Source organism: Ruegeria sp. CJ2, from assembly GCF_056536745.1.
Genome location: NZ_JBQFQF010000003.1, coordinates 22062 through 41826 on the forward strand (window position 1 = coordinate 22062; position 19765 = coordinate 41826).

General features: G+C 56.9%; 21 protein-coding genes. 12 read left to right on the forward strand and 9 right to left on the reverse strand.

The genetic code is table 11. The features are described 5' to 3' along the window. Positions 1-3 precede the first annotated feature (3 nt). Positions 4-342, reverse strand: a complete 339-nt coding sequence (locus ACR0MS_RS04640) for a P-II family nitrogen regulator (RefSeq protein WP_170354532.1) — start codon at positions 340-342, stop codon at positions 4-6. 169 nt (positions 343-511) lie between these two features. Between ACR0MS_RS04640 and ACR0MS_RS04645 the strand changes: the two genes are divergently transcribed. The 3 genes from ACR0MS_RS04645 (at position 512) to tig (ending at position 5120) form a co-directional block, all read left to right on the forward strand. Further along, the gene (locus ACR0MS_RS04645) at positions 512-2179 is read left to right on the forward strand and encodes an NAD(P)H-hydrate dehydratase (RefSeq protein ID WP_480569846.1); all 1668 of its coding nucleotides are present in this window, start codon (positions 512-514) and stop codon (positions 2177-2179) included. Positions 2180-2481: 302 nt separating this feature from the next. Then, complete coding sequence (locus tag ACR0MS_RS04650; RefSeq protein ID WP_480569849.1) at positions 2482-3606, forward strand: porin; 1125 nt, start codon at positions 2482-2484, stop codon at positions 3604-3606. A 182-nt stretch (positions 3607-3788) separates the two neighbouring features. Continuing rightward, positions 3789-5120, forward strand: coding sequence for a trigger factor (tig, locus tag ACR0MS_RS04655; protein WP_480569853.1), 1332 nt, complete (start codon positions 3789-3791; stop codon positions 5118-5120). 97 nt (positions 5121-5217) lie between these two features. On the opposite strand, the gene ACR0MS_RS04660 is transcribed toward tig, so the two are convergent. From ACR0MS_RS04660 to rpsF, 6 genes are all read right to left on the reverse strand, one after another. Continuing rightward, entirely contained in the window at positions 5218-6072 is an 855-nt protein-coding gene (locus ACR0MS_RS04660) for an acyl-homoserine-lactone synthase (RefSeq protein WP_480569856.1), read from the reverse strand. Positions 6073-6168: 96 nt separating this feature from the next. Further along, positions 6169-6870: a helix-turn-helix transcriptional regulator gene (locus ACR0MS_RS04665; RefSeq protein ID WP_480569859.1), complete on the reverse strand. Its 702-nt coding sequence runs from the start codon at positions 6868-6870 to the stop codon at positions 6169-6171. A 210-nt stretch (positions 6871-7080) separates the two neighbouring features. Beyond that, positions 7081-7557, reverse strand: a complete 477-nt coding sequence (locus ACR0MS_RS04670; RefSeq protein ID WP_480569863.1) for a transglycosylase SLT domain-containing protein — start codon at positions 7555-7557, stop codon at positions 7081-7083. A gap of 152 nt (positions 7558-7709) precedes the next feature. Then, positions 7710-8333, reverse strand: a complete 624-nt coding sequence (gene rplI / locus ACR0MS_RS04675; protein WP_480569867.1) for a 50S ribosomal protein L9 — start codon at positions 8331-8333, stop codon at positions 7710-7712. A 12-nt stretch (positions 8334-8345) separates the two neighbouring features. Beyond that, on the reverse strand, positions 8346-8573 hold the full coding sequence (gene rpsR, locus ACR0MS_RS04680; protein ID WP_005608650.1) for a 30S ribosomal protein S18: 228 nt from the start codon (positions 8571-8573) through the stop codon (positions 8346-8348). A gap of 28 nt (positions 8574-8601) precedes the next feature. Beyond that, positions 8602-8955, reverse strand: coding sequence for a 30S ribosomal protein S6 (gene rpsF, locus ACR0MS_RS04685; protein WP_171122168.1), 354 nt, complete (start codon positions 8953-8955; stop codon positions 8602-8604). 285 nt (positions 8956-9240) lie between these two features. Between rpsF and ACR0MS_RS04690 the strand changes: the two genes are divergently transcribed. Continuing rightward, positions 9241-9759: a hypothetical protein gene (locus ACR0MS_RS04690; RefSeq protein ID WP_480569869.1), complete on the forward strand. Its 519-nt coding sequence runs from the start codon at positions 9241-9243 to the stop codon at positions 9757-9759. Positions 9760-9885: 126 nt separating this feature from the next. Beyond that, positions 9886-10458 carry a YceI family protein gene (locus ACR0MS_RS04695; RefSeq protein WP_480569872.1) on the forward strand — a complete coding sequence of 191 codons (573 nt, stop codon included), beginning with the start codon at positions 9886-9888 and terminating at the stop codon, positions 10456-10458. 56 nt (positions 10459-10514) lie between these two features. Here the strand turns inward: ACR0MS_RS04695 and ACR0MS_RS04700 are convergent, their stop codons facing one another. Continuing rightward, positions 10515-11747, reverse strand: coding sequence for a cytochrome b/b6 domain-containing protein (locus ACR0MS_RS04700; RefSeq protein WP_480569875.1), 1233 nt, complete (start codon positions 11745-11747; stop codon positions 10515-10517). A 171-nt stretch (positions 11748-11918) separates the two neighbouring features. Between ACR0MS_RS04700 and fabD the strand changes: the two genes are divergently transcribed. From fabD to mltG, 7 genes are all read left to right on the forward strand, one after another. Then, positions 11919-12857, forward strand: coding sequence for an ACP S-malonyltransferase (gene fabD / locus ACR0MS_RS04705; RefSeq protein ID WP_480569878.1), 939 nt, complete (start codon positions 11919-11921; stop codon positions 12855-12857). 41 nt (positions 12858-12898) lie between these two features. Beyond that, a complete protein-coding gene (gene fabG, locus ACR0MS_RS04710; protein WP_480569881.1) occupies positions 12899-13636 on the forward strand; it encodes a 3-oxoacyl-[acyl-carrier-protein] reductase in 738 nt (245 codons plus the stop codon). Positions 13637-13845: 209 nt separating this feature from the next. Continuing rightward, complete coding sequence (locus tag ACR0MS_RS04715) at positions 13846-14079, forward strand: acyl carrier protein (RefSeq protein ID WP_008756330.1); 234 nt, start codon at positions 13846-13848, stop codon at positions 14077-14079. A 141-nt stretch (positions 14080-14220) separates the two neighbouring features. After that, positions 14221-14760 carry a GNAT family N-acetyltransferase gene (locus tag ACR0MS_RS04720; RefSeq protein WP_480569884.1) on the forward strand — a complete coding sequence of 180 codons (540 nt, stop codon included), beginning with the start codon at positions 14221-14223 and terminating at the stop codon, positions 14758-14760. 118 nt (positions 14761-14878) lie between these two features. Further along, positions 14879-15622 carry a 1-(5-phosphoribosyl)-5-[(5-phosphoribosylamino)methylideneamino]imidazole-4-carboxamide isomerase gene (locus ACR0MS_RS04725; RefSeq protein ID WP_480569887.1) on the forward strand — a complete coding sequence of 248 codons (744 nt, stop codon included), beginning with the start codon at positions 14879-14881 and terminating at the stop codon, positions 15620-15622. 200 nt (positions 15623-15822) lie between these two features. After that, positions 15823-17088, forward strand: a complete 1266-nt coding sequence (gene fabF / locus ACR0MS_RS04730) for a beta-ketoacyl-ACP synthase II (RefSeq protein ID WP_480569890.1) — start codon at positions 15823-15825, stop codon at positions 17086-17088. Then, positions 17089-18249, forward strand: coding sequence for an endolytic transglycosylase MltG (gene mltG / locus ACR0MS_RS04735; protein WP_480569893.1), 1161 nt, complete (start codon positions 17089-17091; stop codon positions 18247-18249). A gap of 34 nt (positions 18250-18283) precedes the next feature. Here the strand turns inward: mltG and ACR0MS_RS04740 are convergent, their stop codons facing one another. Next, entirely contained in the window at positions 18284-19546 is a 1263-nt protein-coding gene (locus ACR0MS_RS04740; protein WP_480569896.1) for a DEAD/DEAH box helicase, read from the reverse strand. Positions 19547-19765 lie beyond the last annotated feature (219 nt).

The window sequence follows — 19765 nt, forward strand, 5'->3', positions numbered from 1 at the left end:
CGATTACAGTGCTTCCGAGCCGGTCTCACCGGTCCGGATGCGAATGGCTTGTTCAACGGGCGAGACAAAGATCTTGCCGTCGCCGATCTTGTCGGTCTTAGCGGCCGAGACGATGGCGTCGATGGCAGCATCGACCTGATCGTCATCCAAAACGACTTCGACCTTCACTTTGGGCAGAAAGTCGACCACGTATTCCGCACCGCGATACAGTTCGGTGTGGCCTTTCTGACGACCAAACCCTTTCACCTCGATCACGCTGAGGCCCTGGACGCCGACGTCCTGCAATGCCTCTTTCACCTCATCGAGTTTGAACGGTTTGATGATCGCTTCGATCTTCTTCATCCCGAGCTCCCTTTAACTCTTGTCAGGATGGCACTGACCACGTCTAAGATCGGTCGGCAATCCGATTGCGTAAATGCCCGTCATCGGGTGAAGAGAAAATAGAGGGCCGGTTAAATTTTGGTCGACTTGCACAAAAAATAATCAAAAGTGAATCGACAGAGGGATTGAGATGACGGAATTGCTGACCGCCGCGCAAATGCGAGCCATCGAACAGGCGGCGATCGGGTCTGGTGAGGTGACCGGGCTGGAGTTGATGGAACGGGCCGGGCAGGGTGTCGTTGATGCGATTTTCGAAGAGTGGCCGGAGTTGCGCAAGCGAGGGGCCAGCCCCTCGCGCTCCCCGGGATATTTGGGGCCAGATGAAGGGGATCCGCTACGCGCTGTTGTGTTGTGTGGGCCAGGGAATAACGGCGGCGACGGGTTCGTCGTGGCGCGGCTGTTGCATGGGTTAGGGTGGCAGGTTGAGGTGTTCCTGTATGGGGATGTCGAGAAGCTGCCGCCGGATGCACGGGTGAATTATGAGCGGTGGGTGGAGATCGGGACCGTCAATGTTCGAAAGATTGATCCACCGCCCTTGGTGGATGAGTATCTGCCTTTCCCGGATCATTTGGACCTGATTGTCGATAGTTTGTTTGGAACCGGATTGACCCGTCCTTTTGGGGGTGCGTTCAGCCTTTTGGCTCAAGAGGCGGTGAAAACTCTGCTAATGGAGAAAGGTGTTCGGGTTGTGTCCGTAGATACACCTAGTGGGTTGTGCGCAGACAGCGGTCGGGCGATAGGCTCCGCAATTTCGGCTGATTTGACCGTTTCATTTCATTCCAGAAAGATTGGCCATCTAATCGCGGATGGTCCCCGATATTGTGGAAAGACTGTTGTGGCTGGCATTGGGCTGCCGTCACTGGAAGAGTCTGATTCAGCGGTCGGCAGTGCTTTGGTTAAGCTCCATGATCAGGAAAAACTGGTTCGGGTGCTGTGTACGGAAGCAGATCAAAGCAACTTGCCCCAGTATCTCTCCAAAAAGCTATGCGATCACAAATACACCCACGGCCACGCACTTATCCTCTCAGGCGGTGCGGCGAAAACCGGCGCGGCGCGGCTCGCGGCGCGGGGGGCTTTGCGGATTGGGGCGGGGTTGGTGACACTGGGTGTTCCTTCGGCCGCGCAGATGGAAGTGGCGGCGCAGGTGACGGCCATCATGCTACGGCGTGTCGAAGGGGGCGAGGGGCTTGCCGATGTGTTGTCGGATAACCGGCTGAATGCGCTGTGCTTAGGTCCCGGGTTGGGAGTGGAACGGGCGCAAGAGCTTGTCCCGGCTGCTCTGAGCGCCAATCGCGCGACTGTGCTGGACGCGGATGCACTGACGGCGTTTGCAGATGATCCTTCTGCTTTGTTTAGCCGCCTGCATGAAAATTGCGTTTTGACCCCGCATGGGGGCGAGTTCGCGCGTTTGTTCCCCGATATTTCCGAGAAACTGGAGGCTACCCCGACCACGGGCCCGGCTTATTCCAAGGTGGACGCCACCCGTGAGGCCGCTGAGAGAGCTGGATGTGTCGTCTTGTTCAAAGGGCCGGATACAGTCATCGCTGCTCCGAATGGGCGATGCTCGATCAATGCGGCATTCTATGAACGTGCGGCACCCTGGCTGGCGACAGCAGGGTCAGGGGACGTTCTGGCGGGGTTCATAACCGGGCTTTTGGCGCGAGGATTTGACCCGATGCAGGCGGCGGAATCTGCCGCCTGGCTGCATGTTGAATGCGCAGTGTCCTTTGGTCCTGGGCTGATTGCAGAGGATTTGCCAGAACAATTGCCTTGTGTTTTTAAAGAAATGAATATGTGATTGTATCGGCGGTAATTGGCCGAGCGTGATCTGTCTCGGCGGCTATTGGCCCATCAAAGTCGTGCGGACCAGCAGCGAATGTTTGCAACACGTGTGGCTGGGCTGCACTCTTGATGCATTGGAGAGGAGTAAATGAAACACCTTTTGAAAATTTGAACAGTATAAATATTACAGGCATTTAGTTGTTGTGGTTGCGCTTGGCATACGCGACTTGATCTGGATGGCTGGATGCTTGTGAAAAAATGGGGATTGGTGCGCGATTGGGCAGTGCCGGAAACCGGAATTTTTTCATGGTGAGTGAAATGACCCAGAGAATTGTGCTTAGTTCAGTGGCAACTGTTTTGGCAGCGGCGGCAGCAGCGCCTGCTGCAGCAGAGCTAAAATATGAAAACAACAGTGGTGGATATGTCGAGTTATACGGGCAATTCCATCCGGTGATTGTCTCCGTTGACGATGGCGAGGAAACCGAAACGCGCCTGCTTGACAACGATCTGTCAAACAGCCGCGTCGGGCTGCGTCTGATGCAACCCTATGGCAGCAACGAGTTTACGTTCTGGTTCGAAACTGGCCTCGGCCTGCCCAGCACAGGGTCGGCCAACCAGAATGGAACCAACAACGATGGTTGGTCACGGGAAGATCTGCGTCATGTGGATTTTGCACTGCGGGGAAGCTATGGAAAATTCTCGGCCGGGCAAGGTAGCATGGCGTCGGACGGGGCTGCTGAAGTTGACCTGTCTTATGTCGGTACGGCGCTCTATTCGTTCACAAACGATGAAAACGGAGCGTTTTTCTACAGACAGCCTGACGGTTTGCTGAGTGCGATCACGGTTGGCGATTCCGCCAGCAACTTTGACGGTGGTCGCAGGGGAAGAATTCGCTATGACACCCCGGATTTCAATGGGTTCTCGGCCGCGATTGCCTATGGCCAGAATATCCTGTCCGACAGCGACGATGATGACTATTACGATATCGCGGTTTCATACGGGAACACGTTTGCCAACGGGGTGGAGTTCGCCGCCAGCATCGCTTATGCGGTGCGTGATTTCGATGACAGTTCGGGGGAGCGGAAGGACACGATCGGGTCGGCCTCTGTTCTTTTGCCGAGCGGGTTCAGTTTTACGGCAGCGCTGGGTACGCGTGATGACACGGCCGCAGGTGCCAGTGACCCTGATTACTGGTATGCCAAGGTTGCCTATGAGGACGACTGGGTTTCGTGGGGGCAGACAGGGATCGGCATCGACTATTTCGATGGCTCTGATTTTAGCAACGAAGGGTCCAGCACCAAATCCTGGGGGATCGCGGTCGTTCAGCGGATCGACAGCATCAACACCGATGCCTACCTGAAATACCGCAGCCACGATTTCGATGGCACAGTGGATTTTGACAAGAACGAAGCCTGGGCCCTGGGTGCGCGTTGGCGCTTCTGATCTGCTGCGAAACGGCTTGAAACGTCCCGACGGATTTCGGGGCGTTTTTTTGTCCGTTTCGGTGGCAAAACAAGGCTGATCCGGGCTTTGCCTCTTGCACGCGGGCCACAGGACAAATAGAAGGCGTCAAATTTGCCCGGCGCGCCGTTTTGCGCGCCCCGAATCCTATGGGGACTACCATAATGCAGGTTACCGAGACGCTGAACGAAGGTCTGAAACGCGGCTATAACATCGTCGTTTCCGCAGCTGAGCTGGATGAAAAGGTCAACGAAAAGCTGACCGAAGCGCAGCCGGAAGTCGAAATGAAAGGCTTCCGTAAAGGCAAGGTGCCGATGGCGCTGCTGAAAAAGCAGTTCGGTCAGCGTCTGCTGGGTGAAGCGATGCAGGAAAGCATCGACGGTGCGATGAACAAGCACTTTGAAGACAGCGGTGAGCGTCCCGCGCTGCAGCCCGAGGTCAAGATGACCAATGAGGACTGGAAAGAAGGCGACGACGTCCATGTCGAGATGTCCTATGAAGCGCTGCCCGCGATCCCCGAAGTTGACCTGAAATCGGTTGAACTGGAAAAGCTGGTCGTCAAAGCCGACGACGCGGCCATCGAAGAGGCACTGAACAACCTGGCTGAAACCGCGCAGGATTTCAAAGCGCGCCGCAAAGGGTCGAAAGCCAAAGATGGCGATCAGGTTGTGATCGACTTTGTCGGCAAAGTGGACGGCGAAGAATTCGAAGGTGGCTCGGCCGAAGATTACCCGCTGGTTCTGGGCTCGAACAGCTTCATCCCCGGCTTTGAAGAGCAGCTGGTTGGTGTGAAGGCCGAGGAAGAAAAAGACGTCAACGTCACCTTCCCCGAAGAATACGGCGCCGAGCATCTGGCAGGCAAAGAGGCTGTCTTCACCTGCACTGTAAAAGAAGTGAAAGAACCGGTCGCAGCCGAAGTGAACGACGAGCTTGCCACCAAGTTCGGTGCCGAAGATCTGGAGGCCTTGAAGGGTCAAATCGCCGAGCGTCTGGAAGCTGAATATGCCGGTGCATCGCGCGCGGTGATGAAGCGCGCGCTGCTGGATGTGCTGGACGAGAAGGTTTCGTTTGACCTGCCGCCGTCGCTGGTGGAAGCCGAAGCCAAACAGATCGCGCATCAACTGTGGCACGAAGAAAACCCAGAAGTTGAAGGCCACGATCACGGCGAGATCGAGCCCACCGACGAGCACAACAAACTGGCCGAGCGCCGCGTGCGTCTGGGTCTGCTGCTGGCAGAACTGGGTCAGAAGGCCGAGGTTGAGGTCACCGACGCAGAAATGACTCAGGCGATCATGAACCAGGCACGTCAGTACCCGGGTCAGGAACGTCAGTTCTTTGAATTCGTGCAGCAGAACGCTCAGATGCAGCAGCAACTGCGCGCGCCGATCTTTGAAGACAAAGTCATCGACTATATCGTCGAACTGGCTCAGGTGGCTGACAAAGAAGTCAGCAAAGACGACCTGCAAAAAGCCGTGGAAGCACTGGAAGAGGAATAATCCTCTTCCGCCCGATATTGCATTGGGCAAAAAAATCGGAGCCGCCTGCAAAAAGACGGCTCCGACAGTGTGGCTTTAGTGGAATGAGGTAAGGGGGTTAGGCCTCATAAGCTAAAGCACGGGGGGTATTCAGCAGAGCGATCTTCTGCTCTGGCGTGAAACTATCCGACAGCGCCTCGATCAATTGCAGAACAGATTCGACTTCTGCCTTGGTCGTGGCCGCATTCATTTGTTCCACAAAGTATTTCTCTAATTGACTCAGCGGTTTGTGGTCGTAGTTCGCCGGCTTTTTCGGTTTGATTTTGGTTCCGGCGAACAGGTCGAGCGCGGCTTCGTCGCTTAGAAAGACATCATGATTGATGCCTGCATATTCCCGAATTCCTGAAATTCGCTCTTCGGAACAATCCATCAGTGCCGCCATAGCGACCACCTTGCCCATCGGTTTGGCGGTGCCGACATAGTCGTATGGTGCATTGCCGGACCGTTGCAGAACCCGGTTCATGACCGGGTCAATCACCGCGATGGAATCCAGAACCCCGGCCGCCATCGCGTACTCGAATGAGCCGATCATGACCTCGCTGGTGACATATGAAACGGTGTTCTTGCCGCGGCCCTGCGAGAGCCGTCTGGTGTCGACACAAAACCGCGTAGCCTCCCAGACCCGCGCGCTGCGGATCGGAGGTTCGCCATCCAAAATCGAATGAAACACATCGGACAGCATGTGCGGCCCGGTGGTCTGCAACAGCCGCATGCAGCCAACGACGTCCCCATCGTCGTTGATGCTGACAACATGTGCAGGGTGCAAATCGTCGAACTGATCGCGCTCGCGCCCGTTTGTGATATTTACATCCCAGCCCAATCGCTCGCCGAAGACACGCGCGCGCAATTGGTACATTTCATCAAGGACATCTCTAAATTTGTGTTGGTTGATACCATCAATTACGATGATCATATCCATCCCCCTACAGTCTGGTTACCGTAGAGGTAAAGTTAACCATGTTCGAAGCTTACGCTATTGGGGGTATCCCGTAGGGTTTTAAGTTTCTTGTTAACCGGGAGCTATCAGGCCGAGACCAATTGCGCGCCCAATTGCCTGCGGAGTCGTCAAAGCCCCCAGCTTTTCCCGACCAGACCGCATATGGACTTCGACGGTGCGGTGCGAGATTGACAGAATGTCGCCTATGTCCTGCTGGGATTTACCTTCCGCGACCCATTGCAGGATCTCTTTTTCCCGCGTCGACAGGGCGGGCAGGTACAGGGCTTTGGCCAACAGTCCGGATTGCATGACCGTGTCATGGGCTTGTACCGCTGCCAGTTGCAGGTCGCCCATGACGTGTCTTTTCAGCTTTTCCCATTCTTCGTCCGAGCAGTCGCGCGTGACGTTCAAGAGCCCACATTCGCCGTAAGGCCCCCGCACGGGCACGGTTAACCCACGGGACGTAATCCCGAAATCATGGGCGTCGCGAAATACGGCGTGGAATTTTTCGTCGTGGTTAAACCGGCCCCAATCCACGGGCGCGATGCTAAGGACGGACTGGTACAGAGTGGGGTCGAAATGGTGAAAGCCCTGGGTTCCGTAGTGGATCTTCCATTCGTCAGGATAGTTCGCGTAGCCCTGCACATCCCCTTTGACGGGATTGAATGTGGCATAGGACGCGTAGTCAAAGCCAAGTTCCTGGCAGACGGCAGTTATTATGTCGGCGGCCGACTTCTCCTCGTGGTCGATCGCGGCCAAGTCTATTAGTTTCACTTGTCCAACCTTTGTGGCGGCAATTCTTTCCCCAAAGAATAGCCATATCTGTCCATACTAAATCATACGTTGTGTTACCAATGCCATGAAGGGCAAGTAATTTGTGAAGTTCAAGCAGGTGTATTGCAGGGAAACAGCCACAGAGATAGGCCAAAACCCGCATATTGTCGGCGGTTTTTCGCTTTTTTGTCTTTGTTTGGTGCGATGCGGCTATTCTGGCCTCAGGCCGGTTTCGACAAGCATTCCGCGTGCTTTCGCCTCAGGGTAATATCCTTTGGCATACAAAAAGATTGCGCGCTGCTGGTCGCCGTCAGACAAAAGCCAGGCACCTCTCAGGTATTTTCCCGCAAATTCCAGATTGGTATCCGCGTCGAGTAAGCCCTTGGGATTGCCGGTATAGCCCATTGATCTTGCAGTCGCAGGCAGGATTTGGAGCAAACCATAATAAGGTCGATTTACCGCCCATGGGCGGTGAGTGCTTTCCCGGATCGCCAGTTTGTGGACAAGCTCGCGCGGCAGTTCATAGTGATCGGCCCACTTGTTGATCGACGCACGAAGCTCAGGGGTTTCGTTGGGATAGAGCGGGGGATCGAACTGGGCGCGGGTTGGCGTTTCGGGGGCACCGCAAGCAGCAAGGGGAGCGGCAAGCAGCATGGCCAGAACACCGCGGCGTAGGAGGGGTGTCATATAATGTCTCCGGTCATTCTGGGCGCGATGATAGGAATCAATCGTCGGACTGCAAGCATAGGTGAAGAATCTGGCCGAATTTTGCCCGTAGGACGTGCAGACAAAAAAGGCCGCACATTCCGTGCGGCCTTTTTATGGGTTAGACCACCAAATCAGGCTTTGGTTTCGTCTTCTTCCTCAGCCGGAGCTTCTTCGGTCACCAGCTCGTCGTCTTCGGACGCGGCGGACCCGATATCGTCGAACAGCTCGGCGATTTCGAACTCTGCAGCGGCTTCTTCTTCAGCGGCCAGCTCTTGGATCGACTTGCCCGACGCCTGCAACTCGGCTTCTTCTTCCGAACGGGCGACGTTCATCTTGATCTCAACTTCGACCTCGGGGTGCAGTTTGATTGCAACCGCGTGAAGACCCAGTTCCTTGATCGGAGCGACCAGGGCGACCTGTTTCTTGTCGACGGTGAAGCCAGCTTCGGTCGCGGCGTCTGCGGCGTCACGCGGGGTGACCGAGCCGTACAGAGCGCCAGCATCCGATGCCGAGCGAATCACGATGAACTGCTGACCGTCCAGCTTTTCAGCCAGTGCTTCAGCTTCTTTCTTGGTTTCCAGGTTGCGTGCCTCAAGCTGTGCTTTCTGGGCTTCGAACGACGCGATGTTGGCGTCCGATGCGCTCAGCGCTTTGCCTTGGGGCAGCAGGAAGTTGCGGGCAAAGCCGGGCTTGACGTCAACGACGTCGCCCATCTGACCCAGTTTCGCAACGCGTTCCAGCAGGATAACTTGCATGTCAGTCTCTCCTTACTTCACGGCGTAGGGCAGCAGGGCGAGGAAGCGGGCGCGCTTGATAGCACGAGCCAGTTCACGCTGCTTTTTTGCCGAAACAGCAGTAATGCGCGAAGGAACGATCTTGCCGCGCTCAGAGATGTAGCGCTGCAGCAGACGGGTGTCTTTGTAGTCGATCTTCGGCGCGTTCTCACCCGAGAACGGGCAGACCTTGCGGCGGCGGAAAAATGGTTTTGCGGCCATGGTTTATGTCCTTTCGTCAGGCGTTAGATCAGCGGCGCTCGCGGCGGCCTTCGCGCTCGTCGCGCTTCTGCATCTGGACCGAGGGGCCCTCGGCATGCTCGTCGACCTTGATGGTCAGAACGCGCATGACATCGTCGTGCAGCTGCATCAGGCGCTCCATCTCGTCTTTCGCAGCCACGGGCGCGTCAGTCTTGAGGAAGGCGTAATGGCCCTTGCGGTTTTTGTTGATCTTGTAAGCCATCGTCTTGACGCCCCAGTACTCGCTGTCGACGACGCTGCCGCCGTTGTCAGCCAGAACGGTGCCGAAATGTTCGACAAGGCTTTCTGCCTGCGCGTTGGACAGATCCTGACGCGCGATCACTACATGCTCATACAGTGGCATGTGCACTCCTGTTTATATCAAGGCGCACTTCAAAGGCGGGGCCATTCAACCCTCCGCGACCCTGCCACGAGAGGCTGCGCGATTCATACGATTAGCGAAGGATGGCCCCGTATACACGTTTATGGCCGGGGGGCAAGTCCCGTCACATATGCCATGGTGAAGTCCTGCTATTTCCTTTGGGTTGCCCAATTCCTGACGCTTTTCAAATCGAAATTGAATGTCATACCGGGACAAAAACCGGACACACCGGACCCAAGTCGGCAACCTGAGAACAGGGTGAGAAAAATGACCGCGATTAATACGAATACGTTTGAACAGTCCGCGAATACCGCGACTTTTGAAAAATCAGTTCCAGTCCTGATCACTTTCGCCCCCAACTGGAAGGTGCGGATGGTCTTGGCCCGCGTTGTTGGCGCCTTTCTGATTGTGATGTCCTTCTCGATGTGGCTGGCGCCGGGATCGGTGATGGCTGCCGAAGTATGGCCCATCAAGCTGGCTGCTTCACTGGCGTTCTTGATCGTAGGTGTTAGCCTGCTGACTATTCAGGTTCTGGATGCACGCCCCGATGCTTATTTCGACCCGATCCGCCGCGAGGTTCGGGTGCTGCAAAAGAATGAAAACGGTCGCCCACAGACCGTACTGCGCCGCAGCTATGACACGCTGGGTGGTGCCAAATTTTCAGACGATCAGGTTGAGTTGTTCGACGTCGATGGCAGCCTGCTGATGAAGTTGCCGCTGCAGTCGGCGGATGTCAGCCGAGCGCTCAAGGGTCAACTGAGCGGAAGTGTAACAATTTTCGCCTGATTTCTATTCTGTTCAAATAGGAACAGATGTTGTGAGAGAATAGGACTTGTGTGCCGCCCTTGGGCGGCACATTTTCGTTATCGAGCAACCCAACAGGTTTGCATCCACAACATTTCGGAGATTGTCATGAAATCCACACTTCTTGCTGCTGCTCTGGCCGTATCAGCGACTTCGGCGTTTGCAAGCGCCGAAAAATACGTTCTGGACCCCAGCCACAGCCAGGTCATCTTCAGCTACAACCACCTTGGTTTTTCGACCACCTACGGAATGTTCTCGGGTTTCGAGGGCGAGATCATGTTTGATCAGGAAAATCCGGCAGCTTCGACCGTTTCGGTTTCGATGCCCGTGATCGAGATGTTTACCGGCTGGAAGCCGCGCGAAGATCACTTCATGACCGAGGATTTCTTTGGCGCAGCCGAAGGTGATCTGGTGACATTCACCTCAACCGGCATCGAGGTCACAGGTGAAAATACCGCGAACATCACGGGTGACCTGACCATGAATGGCGTGACCAAGTCGGTTGTTCTGGACGCCAAACTCAATCAGGTTGGCGAACACCCGATGGCTGGCAAGCCTTGGGCGGGTTTCGATGCGACAACGACGCTTGTGCGCAGCGAATTCGACCTCGGTCAGTTTGCCCCCTTCGTTGGTGATGAGGTTGAGGTCCGCATTTCAGTCGAGGCTCAGAAAGCCGACTAAGGCAACTTCAGGTATCAAGTGCGAAACCGCCGGAGCTTATGGCTCCGGCGGTTTTTTTATTCGCCGCGCGTTGCAGTCAGGTCTACCGAAACAACAACCGCAAAACCCAAGGAGTCTTCGGTGGGTTGAGATGTGCCGACGCCGAAATCCATGCGGTTCAGTTCTAATTGCCCGGAGACGGTCACGGTCGCGCTATCCTCCTGAAGGTTCAGCGTGAACGGTAGAACGACATCCAGTGATTTGTCGCGGATCGTCAGGGGCCCTCGTGCCTCATACCCGGTTTCGGTTTTGTACAGGTCCGCTTTGAAGCTGGCCGTTGGAAATTGTGCGCTGTCGAAGAAATCCGCGCCCATGGCCTGACCGCTGACGGTGCCAAGGCTGAGTGAAGGGATGGCAATGGTTACCTCGGCTGACCCGGCCAGCCCGGGTTGCGCCGGGTCATTAAATGCGATGGCTGCGGTCCATTCCTCAAATTGACCGGTCACGGGGCTGCCCAATTGAGTGATCGTAATGGCCAGAGTACCCTCTTGAACTTGCCAGTCGGATTGCACTTCGGCCAGTTCGGTAGTGTCCGCGCCGGCGTCGGAATGATGGTCGAATGCACCGATGCTCCATCCACCGATCAGAACTGCGCCCCAGACCGCAAGTGCCGCAATAGCCGGAACTGACGAGTGATGTTGCGCAGGTGGTTCAGGTGCCTGTGCGTTGCCCGGCAGCATTCGCCGAAGGGTGCTGTCCTTGTCGACGACATGGTGCTTGAGCGCCCCGGCAATGTGCAGAACCAGAGATCCGGCAAGGGTCCAGACAAACAACCAGTGCAGGCTGGCTGTGAACTCTGCCAGATGCGCGGACTTTGGAACAAACGGCAGGTTTTGTCCGAATGGCCACAGGATCGGCGCAAAACCTTCAGCCGCTGCGTGATGCACCCAACCGGTCAAAGGAACAAGAACCAAAGACCCGTAGAGCAGCCAGTGAACGGTTTCAGCAGCGAAGGCTTCGGGTTTGTTATCGGCGTTCAAGAGGCCGGGCTTGGTTTGTGAGACAGCCCAAAGGATACGGGCCAGCGCGACGAAGAAAACGGTGATGCCCACAGTCTTGTGCAGTGAAAACAAACGAGCGGCTCGCGCGATGTCATCCTCGGTGGTTGGTATCGTCGGATCATAAATAGCGTGGGCTATGTCGTTTGCGATCCAGCCCAACGGCAGAGCGGTCAAAATCAACAGGGCGGTCAGCCAATGAAAGGTCTTGGTTACGCTGCCATAGCTGGAGAAGGTATTCGTCGCGGACATCTGGTGCTCCGGAGATAGGATCGCTGCGATCAACCTATCGCCATACAGTCAGGACACAATAGCGGGCCGCGCACAGCTATGGTGCCAAGGCGCAGACCCAAGGCAGTGCTTGTGCCGCGCGGTCACACGGTTTACACCCCGCCGCAACCTAACGTCATCCAAGAGGTTGCAATGACACGCGCATTTGTTTTCCCCGGGCAGGGCGCCCAGACCATCGGAATGGGCAAGGCTCTGGCCGAGGCGTATCCCACCGCGCAGGCGGTATTCGACGAGGTCGATGAAGCATTGGGCGAAAAGCTGAGCAGCCTGATCTGGGAAGGCGATATCGCTGAACTGACACTGACCCAGAACGCGCAGCCCGCATTGATGGCGACGTCGATGGCAGCGATGCGCGCGTTGGAGGCTGAGGGCGTTTCCGTCACGGATGCTGCATTTGTGGCAGGCCATTCGTTGGGTGAGTATTCAGCATTGGCTGCGTCTGGCGCGTTGTCAGTTTCGGATACAGCGCGCCTGTTGCGCACCCGGGGGCAAGCGATGCAAAGCGCTGTTCCAGTGGGCGAGGGCGCAATGGCCGCGATCCTTGGGCTGGATTTGGATGCGGTACGCGCTGTGGCGGACGAAGCCGCGCAGGGTGAGGTTTGTCAGGCCGCAAACGACAACGATCCGACTCAGGTTGTGGTTTCGGGCGCGAAAGCCGCTGTTGAACGCGCGGCCGAGATTGCCAAGGAAAAGGGCGCCAAGCGCGCAGTCATGCTGCCTGTCAGCGCGCCTTTCCACTGTGCGCTGATGCAGCCTGCGGCGGATGTGATGGATGAAGCTCTGGCCGGTGTTGAAATCAAGGCACCTGCCGTGCCGTTGATCGCGAATGTGCGCGCCGAGGCCATTAGCGACCCGGATCTGATCCGGCAGTTGCTGGTGGAACAGGTCACGGGATCAGTTCGTTGGCGCGAAAGCGTTCAGTACATGGCCGCGCAGGGCGTGACCGAAACGTGGGAAATCGGGGCAGGCAAAGCCTTGTCTGGGATGATCCGCAAAATCGACCGCGCGATCGCGGGTAAAGCTGTTGGCACGCCGGATGACGTGCAGAATGTGACGCAGGCCGAATCGTAAGACACAGCGCATCGGTGGATGCGTATGAAAAGGATAATCGAATGTTTGATTTGACAGGTAAGAACGCACTGATCACCGGTGCCTCGGGCGGGATCGGCGGTGAGATCGCGCGCGTTTTGCATGCTGCAGGCGCGACAGTTGCGTTGTCGGGTACGCGGGTTGAGCCGCTGGAAGCCCTTGCTGGTGAACTGGGCGAGCGCGCCCATGTGCTGCCCTGCAATCTAAGCGACCCCGAGGCTGTCGCAGCCCTGCCGAAGCAAGCGGCTGAGGCAATGGGGTCGGTCGATATTCTGGTCAACAACGCCGGTATTACCCGCGACAACCTGTTCATGCGTATGTCGGACGAGGAATGGCAGAGCGTCATCGACGTCAACATGACCTCGACCGCGAAGCTGTGCAAAGGCGTGTTGCGTGGCATGATGAAGGCGCGTTGGGGCCGGATCATCAACATCTCGTCGGTTGTTGGTGCCACGGGCAACCCCGGTCAGGCGAACTATGCCGCATCCAAGGCGGGGATGGTTGGTATGACCAAATCACTGGCCTATGAGGTCGCCAGCCGGGGGATTACAGCGAATGCTGTGGCGCCAGGATTCATCACGACCGCGATGACCGACAAGCTGACGGATGACCAGAAGGCGGGAATTCTTGGACAGGTTCCCGCAGGTCGCATGGGGGATGCCTCGGAAATTGCGGCGGCGGTTCTGTATCTTGCCAGCCCCGAAGCTGGATATGTTACCGGAACCACCTTGCATGTTAACGGCGGTATGGCCATGTTGTGAGCGCGGATCGGGGCAGGTGCGAAAGCGTTTGCCTCGGGCGTTGTCTGTGCTATAGGCGGCGCATAAATGCAGGGGTCGGCCAAACGGTCGGCCTTCTACTTTCCCGGTAATCGGGGACCTTAACCGCCCGGATCGGGCAAATCAAAGCCAGCCTGAGCGGGCAAGGGCAGAACCGGGCACTACGCCCTGAAACGGAATGAGGAATAGACATGAGCGACGTCGCAGATCGCGTTAAAAAGATCGTTGTTGAGCACCTGGGTGTCGAAGAAGACAAAGTAGCGGAAAACGCTTCTTTCATCGACGATCTGGGCGCAGACAGCCTGGACACTGTTGAACTGGTCATGGCCTTCGAAGAAGAGTTCGGCATCGAAATCCCCGATGACGCAGCCGAGACCATCCAGACCTTTGGCGACGCCGTCAAGTTCATCTCTGAAGCGTCCTAAGACCTTCGAATTCAGTCAAAAGCGGCGCTTCCGGGCAACGGAGGCGCCGTTTTTTTGTGCCCGAGCGGAATTCTTGCTTGCCAGCCGCGACGTTCCTCCGCCACCATTTGAGTGAGGCAAAAATATCTGAGCGGGCAGGGCATGATACGATCCACCCCGATGATCAACACGGCACGCCTGACGCTCTGCGGCATGCGGCCCGAGGATTTTAATCGGTTCGCCGAGATTTGGCGGAACCCGTGTGTCGTGCGGCATATCGGTGGTACACCCCGATCGCGCGGCGAAGCGTGGGATTCGTTTCTCAGAAACGCGGGTCACTGGCAAATGGCCGGATTTGGTCAGTGGGCGGTCATCCAGCAATCGAATCGTCAGATGATTGGGCAAGCGGGCTTTTTCTATGGAAATCGCGCGTTGGGCGAAGACTTTGACAGTTTTCCCGAGGCTGGGTGGGTTCTGGCACCCGAAGCGCAGGGTCGGGGTCTGGGCTTGGAGGCGGCGCAGGCCGCACATGATTGGTTCGACCGAATTATGCCGGGGCCATTGGTTGCATTGGTGAATTCATCAAATTCGGCTTCTCAGAAACTGGCGGAAAAGCTGGGATACGTGTTGATGAGAGAAGGTGAGTTCCAAGGTTCACCTGTCCATCTGTTGCGCCGAAACGGACCTCCTACGCGCCACTGAATCGCAAAGGTCGATGCCGCAAACTGTCTGTAGTTTGCCGAAACTGGTAGAACCCGACCGCAATTCTCTGTTTATGATATTCTGGACTTCCAGAATGATTGGGCGGAGGAGTAAGCTCATGAGGATTTACCCCACGATGGAACTGCAGGACGGCCGGTGTGTCACGCTGGACAAAGGCCGTTTGGACGAGGCCATGATTTGGCACGTGAATCCCGCAGAAACGGCGCATAGCTGGGCCTCTGCCGGCGCAGAATGGATGCACCTGACGGATTTCGACGCAATTGAAGGGCGCGACACGAACTCGGAACTGGTCGAGGAAATTATCCGTTCGGCAGAGATTCCCGTGCAACTGGCAGGTGGCATGCGGACCCGCGAGCAAGTTGAATACTGGATCGACAAAGGCGCCGGGCGGATCGTGATCGGTACCTTGGCCGCCTGGGATCCTAACCTGGTCAAAGAACTTGCCAAGCTGCATCCGGACCAGATCGTTTTGGCCGTGGATGTCTGGCAGGGTCAGGTTATGACGGAAGGCTGGCGCAGCCAAAGTGCCTTTACCCCTGACGCATTTATTGAGGCTTTCGCCGACACGCCTTTCGCCGCCATTCTCGTGACCGATATCGACAGCGATATGGAAGACGTTGAGGCGCAGCTGGGTTTGATCTCGGGTCTGGCCGAAAAGTCTCGTACGCCTATCATCGCAAGCGGCGTTGTGCGCACGGCGGATGATATTTCACGTTTGGCCTATATCCCGAATATCTCGGGTGCGCTGGTCGGTCGGGCGTTGTTCCGCAAGACAATTGATTTGTCAGAAGCCCTGAGTGTCGCAAGCGCGGCTCACGAGCCAGTGGCTGAGTTTCAGTAAGACAAGTCCGAACGCTCTGTCCGCCTCCTCATCTATTTTGAGGGGGCGGATTTTATTTTAGGCTTGGGGGTCCACTTTCGGCATGTCTTTGCCTTTCGCAGCGTCAGGTGTTCAACGCAGAATTTGCTGTTGCTCTTGCCCCCGCACCCCGGCACGGGGTATGAGCGTTTCTTAAACACGAAGCAGGCAAGAGGCACTTCATGCGCAGAGTCGTTGTAACCGGTCTGGGATTGGTCACTCCGTTGGCCAGTGGGGTCGAGGAAACCTGGTCGCGGCTGTTGGATGGAGAATCCGGCGCGGGACCAATCACGCTGTTCGATGCCGAGGCAAGCGGGGTCACCACGACCTACGCCTGCGAAGTCCCCCGTGGGGATGGATCGGACGGGACGTTCAACCCCGATGAATGGATGTCGCCGAAAGAGCAACGCAAGGTTGAGGATTTCATCCTGTATTCGATCGCGGCTGCTGAAATGGCTTGCAAGGACGCGGGTTGGCTTCCCGAGGATGAAGAGGCGCGCTTGCGCACCGGTGTCCTGATCGGTTCGGGAATTGGTGGTCTGGGGTCCATTGCGGAAACGGCGAACCTGATCCGCGACAAGGGACCGCGCAGGGTATCCCCATTCTTTATTCCCGGGGCGTTGATCAACCTGGCGTCTGGGCAGGTTTCCATCCGCCACGGCTTCAAAGGGCCGAACCACTCGGTCGTTACCGCGTGTTCGACAGGGGCCCACGCCATCGGTGACGCAAGCCGGATTATCCGTGCAGGAGACGCCGATGTCATGGTCGCAGGTGGCGGTGAAGGCTGCATTTGCGAGATCGGCATCGCGGGGTTCAACGCCTGTAAAGCGCTGTCCACCAAATATGCGGACAACCCCAAGGCTGCCAGCCGTCCTTATGATGTTGATCGGGATGGTTTTGTTATGGGTGAAGGGTCCGGTATTGTCATTCTTGAAGAGTATGAACACGCCAAGGCACGCGGTGCCAAAATCTATGCCGAGGTGCTGGGATACGGCATGTCCGGCGACGCCTACCATATCACCGCACCGAGCGAGGATGGTGACGGGGCTGAACGCTCGATGAAAGCCGCGCTGCGCAGCGCGGGGCTGGAGCCGAAGGACCTGGATTATATCAATGCGCATGGCACATCGACCATGGCGGATACAATCGAGCTGGGCGCGGTTGAGCGGTTGCTGGGTGAACACGCCGCAAATGCGACCATGTCCTCGACCAAATCCGCTACGGGCCACCTGCTTGGCGCTGCTGGCGCGATCGAGGCGATCTTTTCTATCCTGGCAATTCGGGATCAGGTGGCTCCGCCGACGATCAATCTGGACAATCCAGCCGTGGAAACGCCCATTGACTTGGCTCCGAACGCCAAGCGTGAGCGTGAGATCAATGTGGCGCTGTCCAACTCGTTTGGGTTTGGTGGCACGAATGCCAGCGTGATCTTCGGAAAGGTCAGCTAAATGTGGCGCGCACTGGCGTCTAATATGCTGACCATTCTGGTGGTCGGCTTGTTCTTGTCGGGCGGCCTCATCCTGTGGGGGCAATCGCGTTACAAAAACGAAGGTCCACTGGAAACCGCGATCTGCCTACAGGTGGAGCGCGGGTCCAACATGACCGAAGTCAGCCAGAAACTGGAGGATCAGGGCGCGATCAGCAGCGCGATGATCTTCCGGATGGCGGCAGATTACACGGACAAAGCTCCGCAGTTGAAAGCAGGCAGTTTCCTGGTGCGCGAAGGCGCGTCGATGGAGCAGATCATCGACGAAATCACGCGCAGCGGCGCGAGCACTTGCGGATCCGAGATTGAATACCGCATTGGTGTGACGCGCATCCAAACTCGGGTGCGTGAGTTGAATCCTGCAACGCTCGACTTTGATGAGATTGCATCGTTCGATGTCACCGAAGAGGAAGCGCCCGCTGCCTATACCGAGAAACGCAACGACGCTGATACGCGCTATCGCGTTTCGGTGGCCGAAGGCGTTACCGCGTGGCAGGTCGTCGAAGGGCTGAAACAGATTGATGCCCTGACCGGCGAAGTGACTGAAATTCCTGCCGAGGGGATGTTGGCACCCGACAGTTATGACGTGGTACGTGGCGCTGACAGGAACGCCATTCTTCAGGGGATGCAGGACAGGCAGCAGTTGCGCGTCAATGCGGTTTGGGAAAACCGGCAGGATGATCTGCCGATCAGCAGCCCGGAAGAAATGCTCATCCTTGCCTCGATCATCGAAAAGGAAACGGGCGTTCCGCATGAGCGCGGACAGGTGGCCAGTGTTTTCGTGAACCGGCTTGAGCGCGGTATGAAGCTGCAGACTGACCCGACCGTCATCTATGGCGTAACGAAAGGTCAGGGAACTTTGGGACGCGGCCTGCGTCGGAGTGAGCTTCGTCGTGCAACACCTTGGAACACTTATGTTATTGATGGGTTGCCACCGACCCCGATCGCGAATCCAGGTCTTGCCAGCCTAGAGGCTGCGGTCGCCCCGGAAGACACGAATTATGTGTTCTTTGTTGCGGACGGAACAGGCGGGCATGCGTTTGCGGAGACGCTGGACGAGCATAACCGCAATGTCGCCAAATGGCGTGAGATAGAAGCCGAGCGCCAAAGCTCAGGAAACTAAAAAAGGTGCCGCGTGTTGCGGCACCTTTTTTCATTCATGCGGCTGGTTTTCTTTTCTGCCGCCGACGCTGGTTTGATCCAGGCTTGGCGGAAGCGTTAGCTGCCTGAGGTTTTGGTCCACGACGACGGAACCCGCCACGCTTGCGCGGCTTTTTGGGCTCTGCAAATTCCGGCATTGTGCCGCTGGCGACAGGGATTTCGATCTTCATTACCTTTTGAATCTGCTTTAGCTGATCCAACTCATCCGGTGCGCAGAATGCGATTGCTTCACCCTCGCGACCTGCGCGGGCAGTGCGGCCGATCCGGTGCACATAGTTGTCGGGCACCTCAGGAAGGTCGTAATTGATTACGTATGCCACGCCGGGAATGTCGATACCGCGCGCGGCGACATCGGTTGCCACAAGCACGTTGATTTCACCCGCGCGAAACGCCTTGATTGCGCGGTCACGCTGACCCTGACTTTTGTTGCCGTGAATGGAGGCCGCGTTAAAGCCGTCAGCGACGAGGTCTTTCATCAATCGTTCTGCGCCGTGCTTTGTGCGCGCAAAAACCAGTGTCAGCGCGTCGGCATCTTCGGACAGAAGTTCGCGCAGCTTGGCGGGCTTTTCTGCCCGGCTCAGGAAGTGGATCGACTGCGTGATCTTGTCAGCGGCCTTCCCGGGAGGGGAGACCTGAATGCGCTGCGGGTTCGTCAGATAGGTCTGGCTGATTTCTTCCATCTGCTTGGGCATAGTGGCGGAAAACAGCATGGTTTGACGCGGCGTGCCAAGCTCGGGCGCAATGCGGCGCAGCGCGTGAATGAACCCCATGTCCAGCATCTGGTCCGCTTCGTCCAGCACCAGATGACGGACCGAGCTGAGATCAACCGCGCCGCGCTCCATCAGGTCGATCAGACGACCGGGGGTCGCGACGAGGATATCGGTTCCGCGTGCAAGGAAAGAAATCTGCTTGCCGATGGACTGACCGCCCACAACGGTTGCGACGCGGATTTTAGTTTTCTTCGTCAGATTTCGCAGGCTTTCGGCGATCTGATTGACCAGTTCGCGCGTCGGCGCAAGGATCAGCGCCTTGGCGGTCTTGGGGGCAGGTTTACCGGGTTGAGCCAACAGGTGGTCGATAAGAGGAAGCCCAAAGGCCAGAGTTTTGCCGGTGCCGGTTTGCGCCAGCCCCATAATATCCTGACCCTGCAGCGCCATCGGAATAGCCTGGTTCTGGATCGGAGTGGGTTGGGTAAAGTTTGCGCGCTTCAGCGCGTCATTCAGAGCCGGAGCAAGGCCCAGCATGTCAAAGTCGAACAAGTAATCATCCTTTTCAATCCGCGACCTCATATCGGCCACGAACAAGTACATCGACACGTGCGGAATGCACGAGCCTACAGGGTTTCGCGAAGCCTCGGGACGCACAGGCGAGCCCTGTGCCGTCCGGCCATCGCAACAAGAACCCTGCGTGAAGGGGAACTGGAGAGGGTTGGGCGCTGTGAGGTCGAATATGACCATCCATGCTCACGCGGCAGCGCT

Coding starts and splice junctions, on each gene's coding strand:
- ACR0MS_RS04640 (WP_170354532.1), bottom strand. CDS start 342: ATGAAGAAGATCGAAGCGATCATCAAACCGTTCAAACTCGATGAGGTG.
- ACR0MS_RS04645 (WP_480569846.1), top strand. CDS start 512: ATGACGGAATTGCTGACCGCCGCGCAAATGCGAGCCATCGAACAGGCG.
- ACR0MS_RS04650 (WP_480569849.1), top strand. CDS start 2,482: ATGACCCAGAGAATTGTGCTTAGTTCAGTGGCAACTGTTTTGGCAGCG.
- tig (WP_480569853.1), top strand. CDS start 3,789: ATGCAGGTTACCGAGACGCTGAACGAAGGTCTGAAACGCGGCTATAAC.
- ACR0MS_RS04660 (WP_480569856.1), bottom strand. CDS start 6,072: ATGATCATCGTAATTGATGGTATCAACCAACACAAATTTAGAGATGTC.
- ACR0MS_RS04670 (WP_480569863.1), bottom strand. CDS start 7,557: ATGACACCCCTCCTACGCCGCGGTGTTCTGGCCATGCTGCTTGCCGCT.
- rplI (WP_480569867.1), bottom strand. CDS start 8,333: ATGCAAGTTATCCTGCTGGAACGCGTTGCGAAACTGGGTCAGATGGGC.
- rpsR (WP_005608650.1), bottom strand. CDS start 8,573: ATGGCCGCAAAACCATTTTTCCGCCGCCGCAAGGTCTGCCCGTTCTCG.
- rpsF (WP_171122168.1), bottom strand. CDS start 8,955: ATGCCACTGTATGAGCATGTAGTGATCGCGCGTCAGGATCTGTCCAAC.
- ACR0MS_RS04690 (WP_480569869.1), top strand. CDS start 9,241: ATGACCGCGATTAATACGAATACGTTTGAACAGTCCGCGAATACCGCG.
- ACR0MS_RS04695 (WP_480569872.1), top strand. CDS start 9,886: ATGAAATCCACACTTCTTGCTGCTGCTCTGGCCGTATCAGCGACTTCG.
- ACR0MS_RS04700 (WP_480569875.1), bottom strand. CDS start 11,747: ATGTCCGCGACGAATACCTTCTCCAGCTATGGCAGCGTAACCAAGACC.
- fabD (WP_480569878.1), top strand. CDS start 11,919: ATGACACGCGCATTTGTTTTCCCCGGGCAGGGCGCCCAGACCATCGGA.
- fabG (WP_480569881.1), top strand. CDS start 12,899: ATGTTTGATTTGACAGGTAAGAACGCACTGATCACCGGTGCCTCGGGC.
- ACR0MS_RS04715 (WP_008756330.1), top strand. CDS start 13,846: ATGAGCGACGTCGCAGATCGCGTTAAAAAGATCGTTGTTGAGCACCTG.
- ACR0MS_RS04720 (WP_480569884.1), top strand. CDS start 14,221: ATGATACGATCCACCCCGATGATCAACACGGCACGCCTGACGCTCTGC.
- ACR0MS_RS04725 (WP_480569887.1), top strand. CDS start 14,879: ATGAGGATTTACCCCACGATGGAACTGCAGGACGGCCGGTGTGTCACG.
- fabF (WP_480569890.1), top strand. CDS start 15,823: ATGCGCAGAGTCGTTGTAACCGGTCTGGGATTGGTCACTCCGTTGGCC.
- mltG (WP_480569893.1), top strand. CDS start 17,089: ATGTGGCGCGCACTGGCGTCTAATATGCTGACCATTCTGGTGGTCGGC.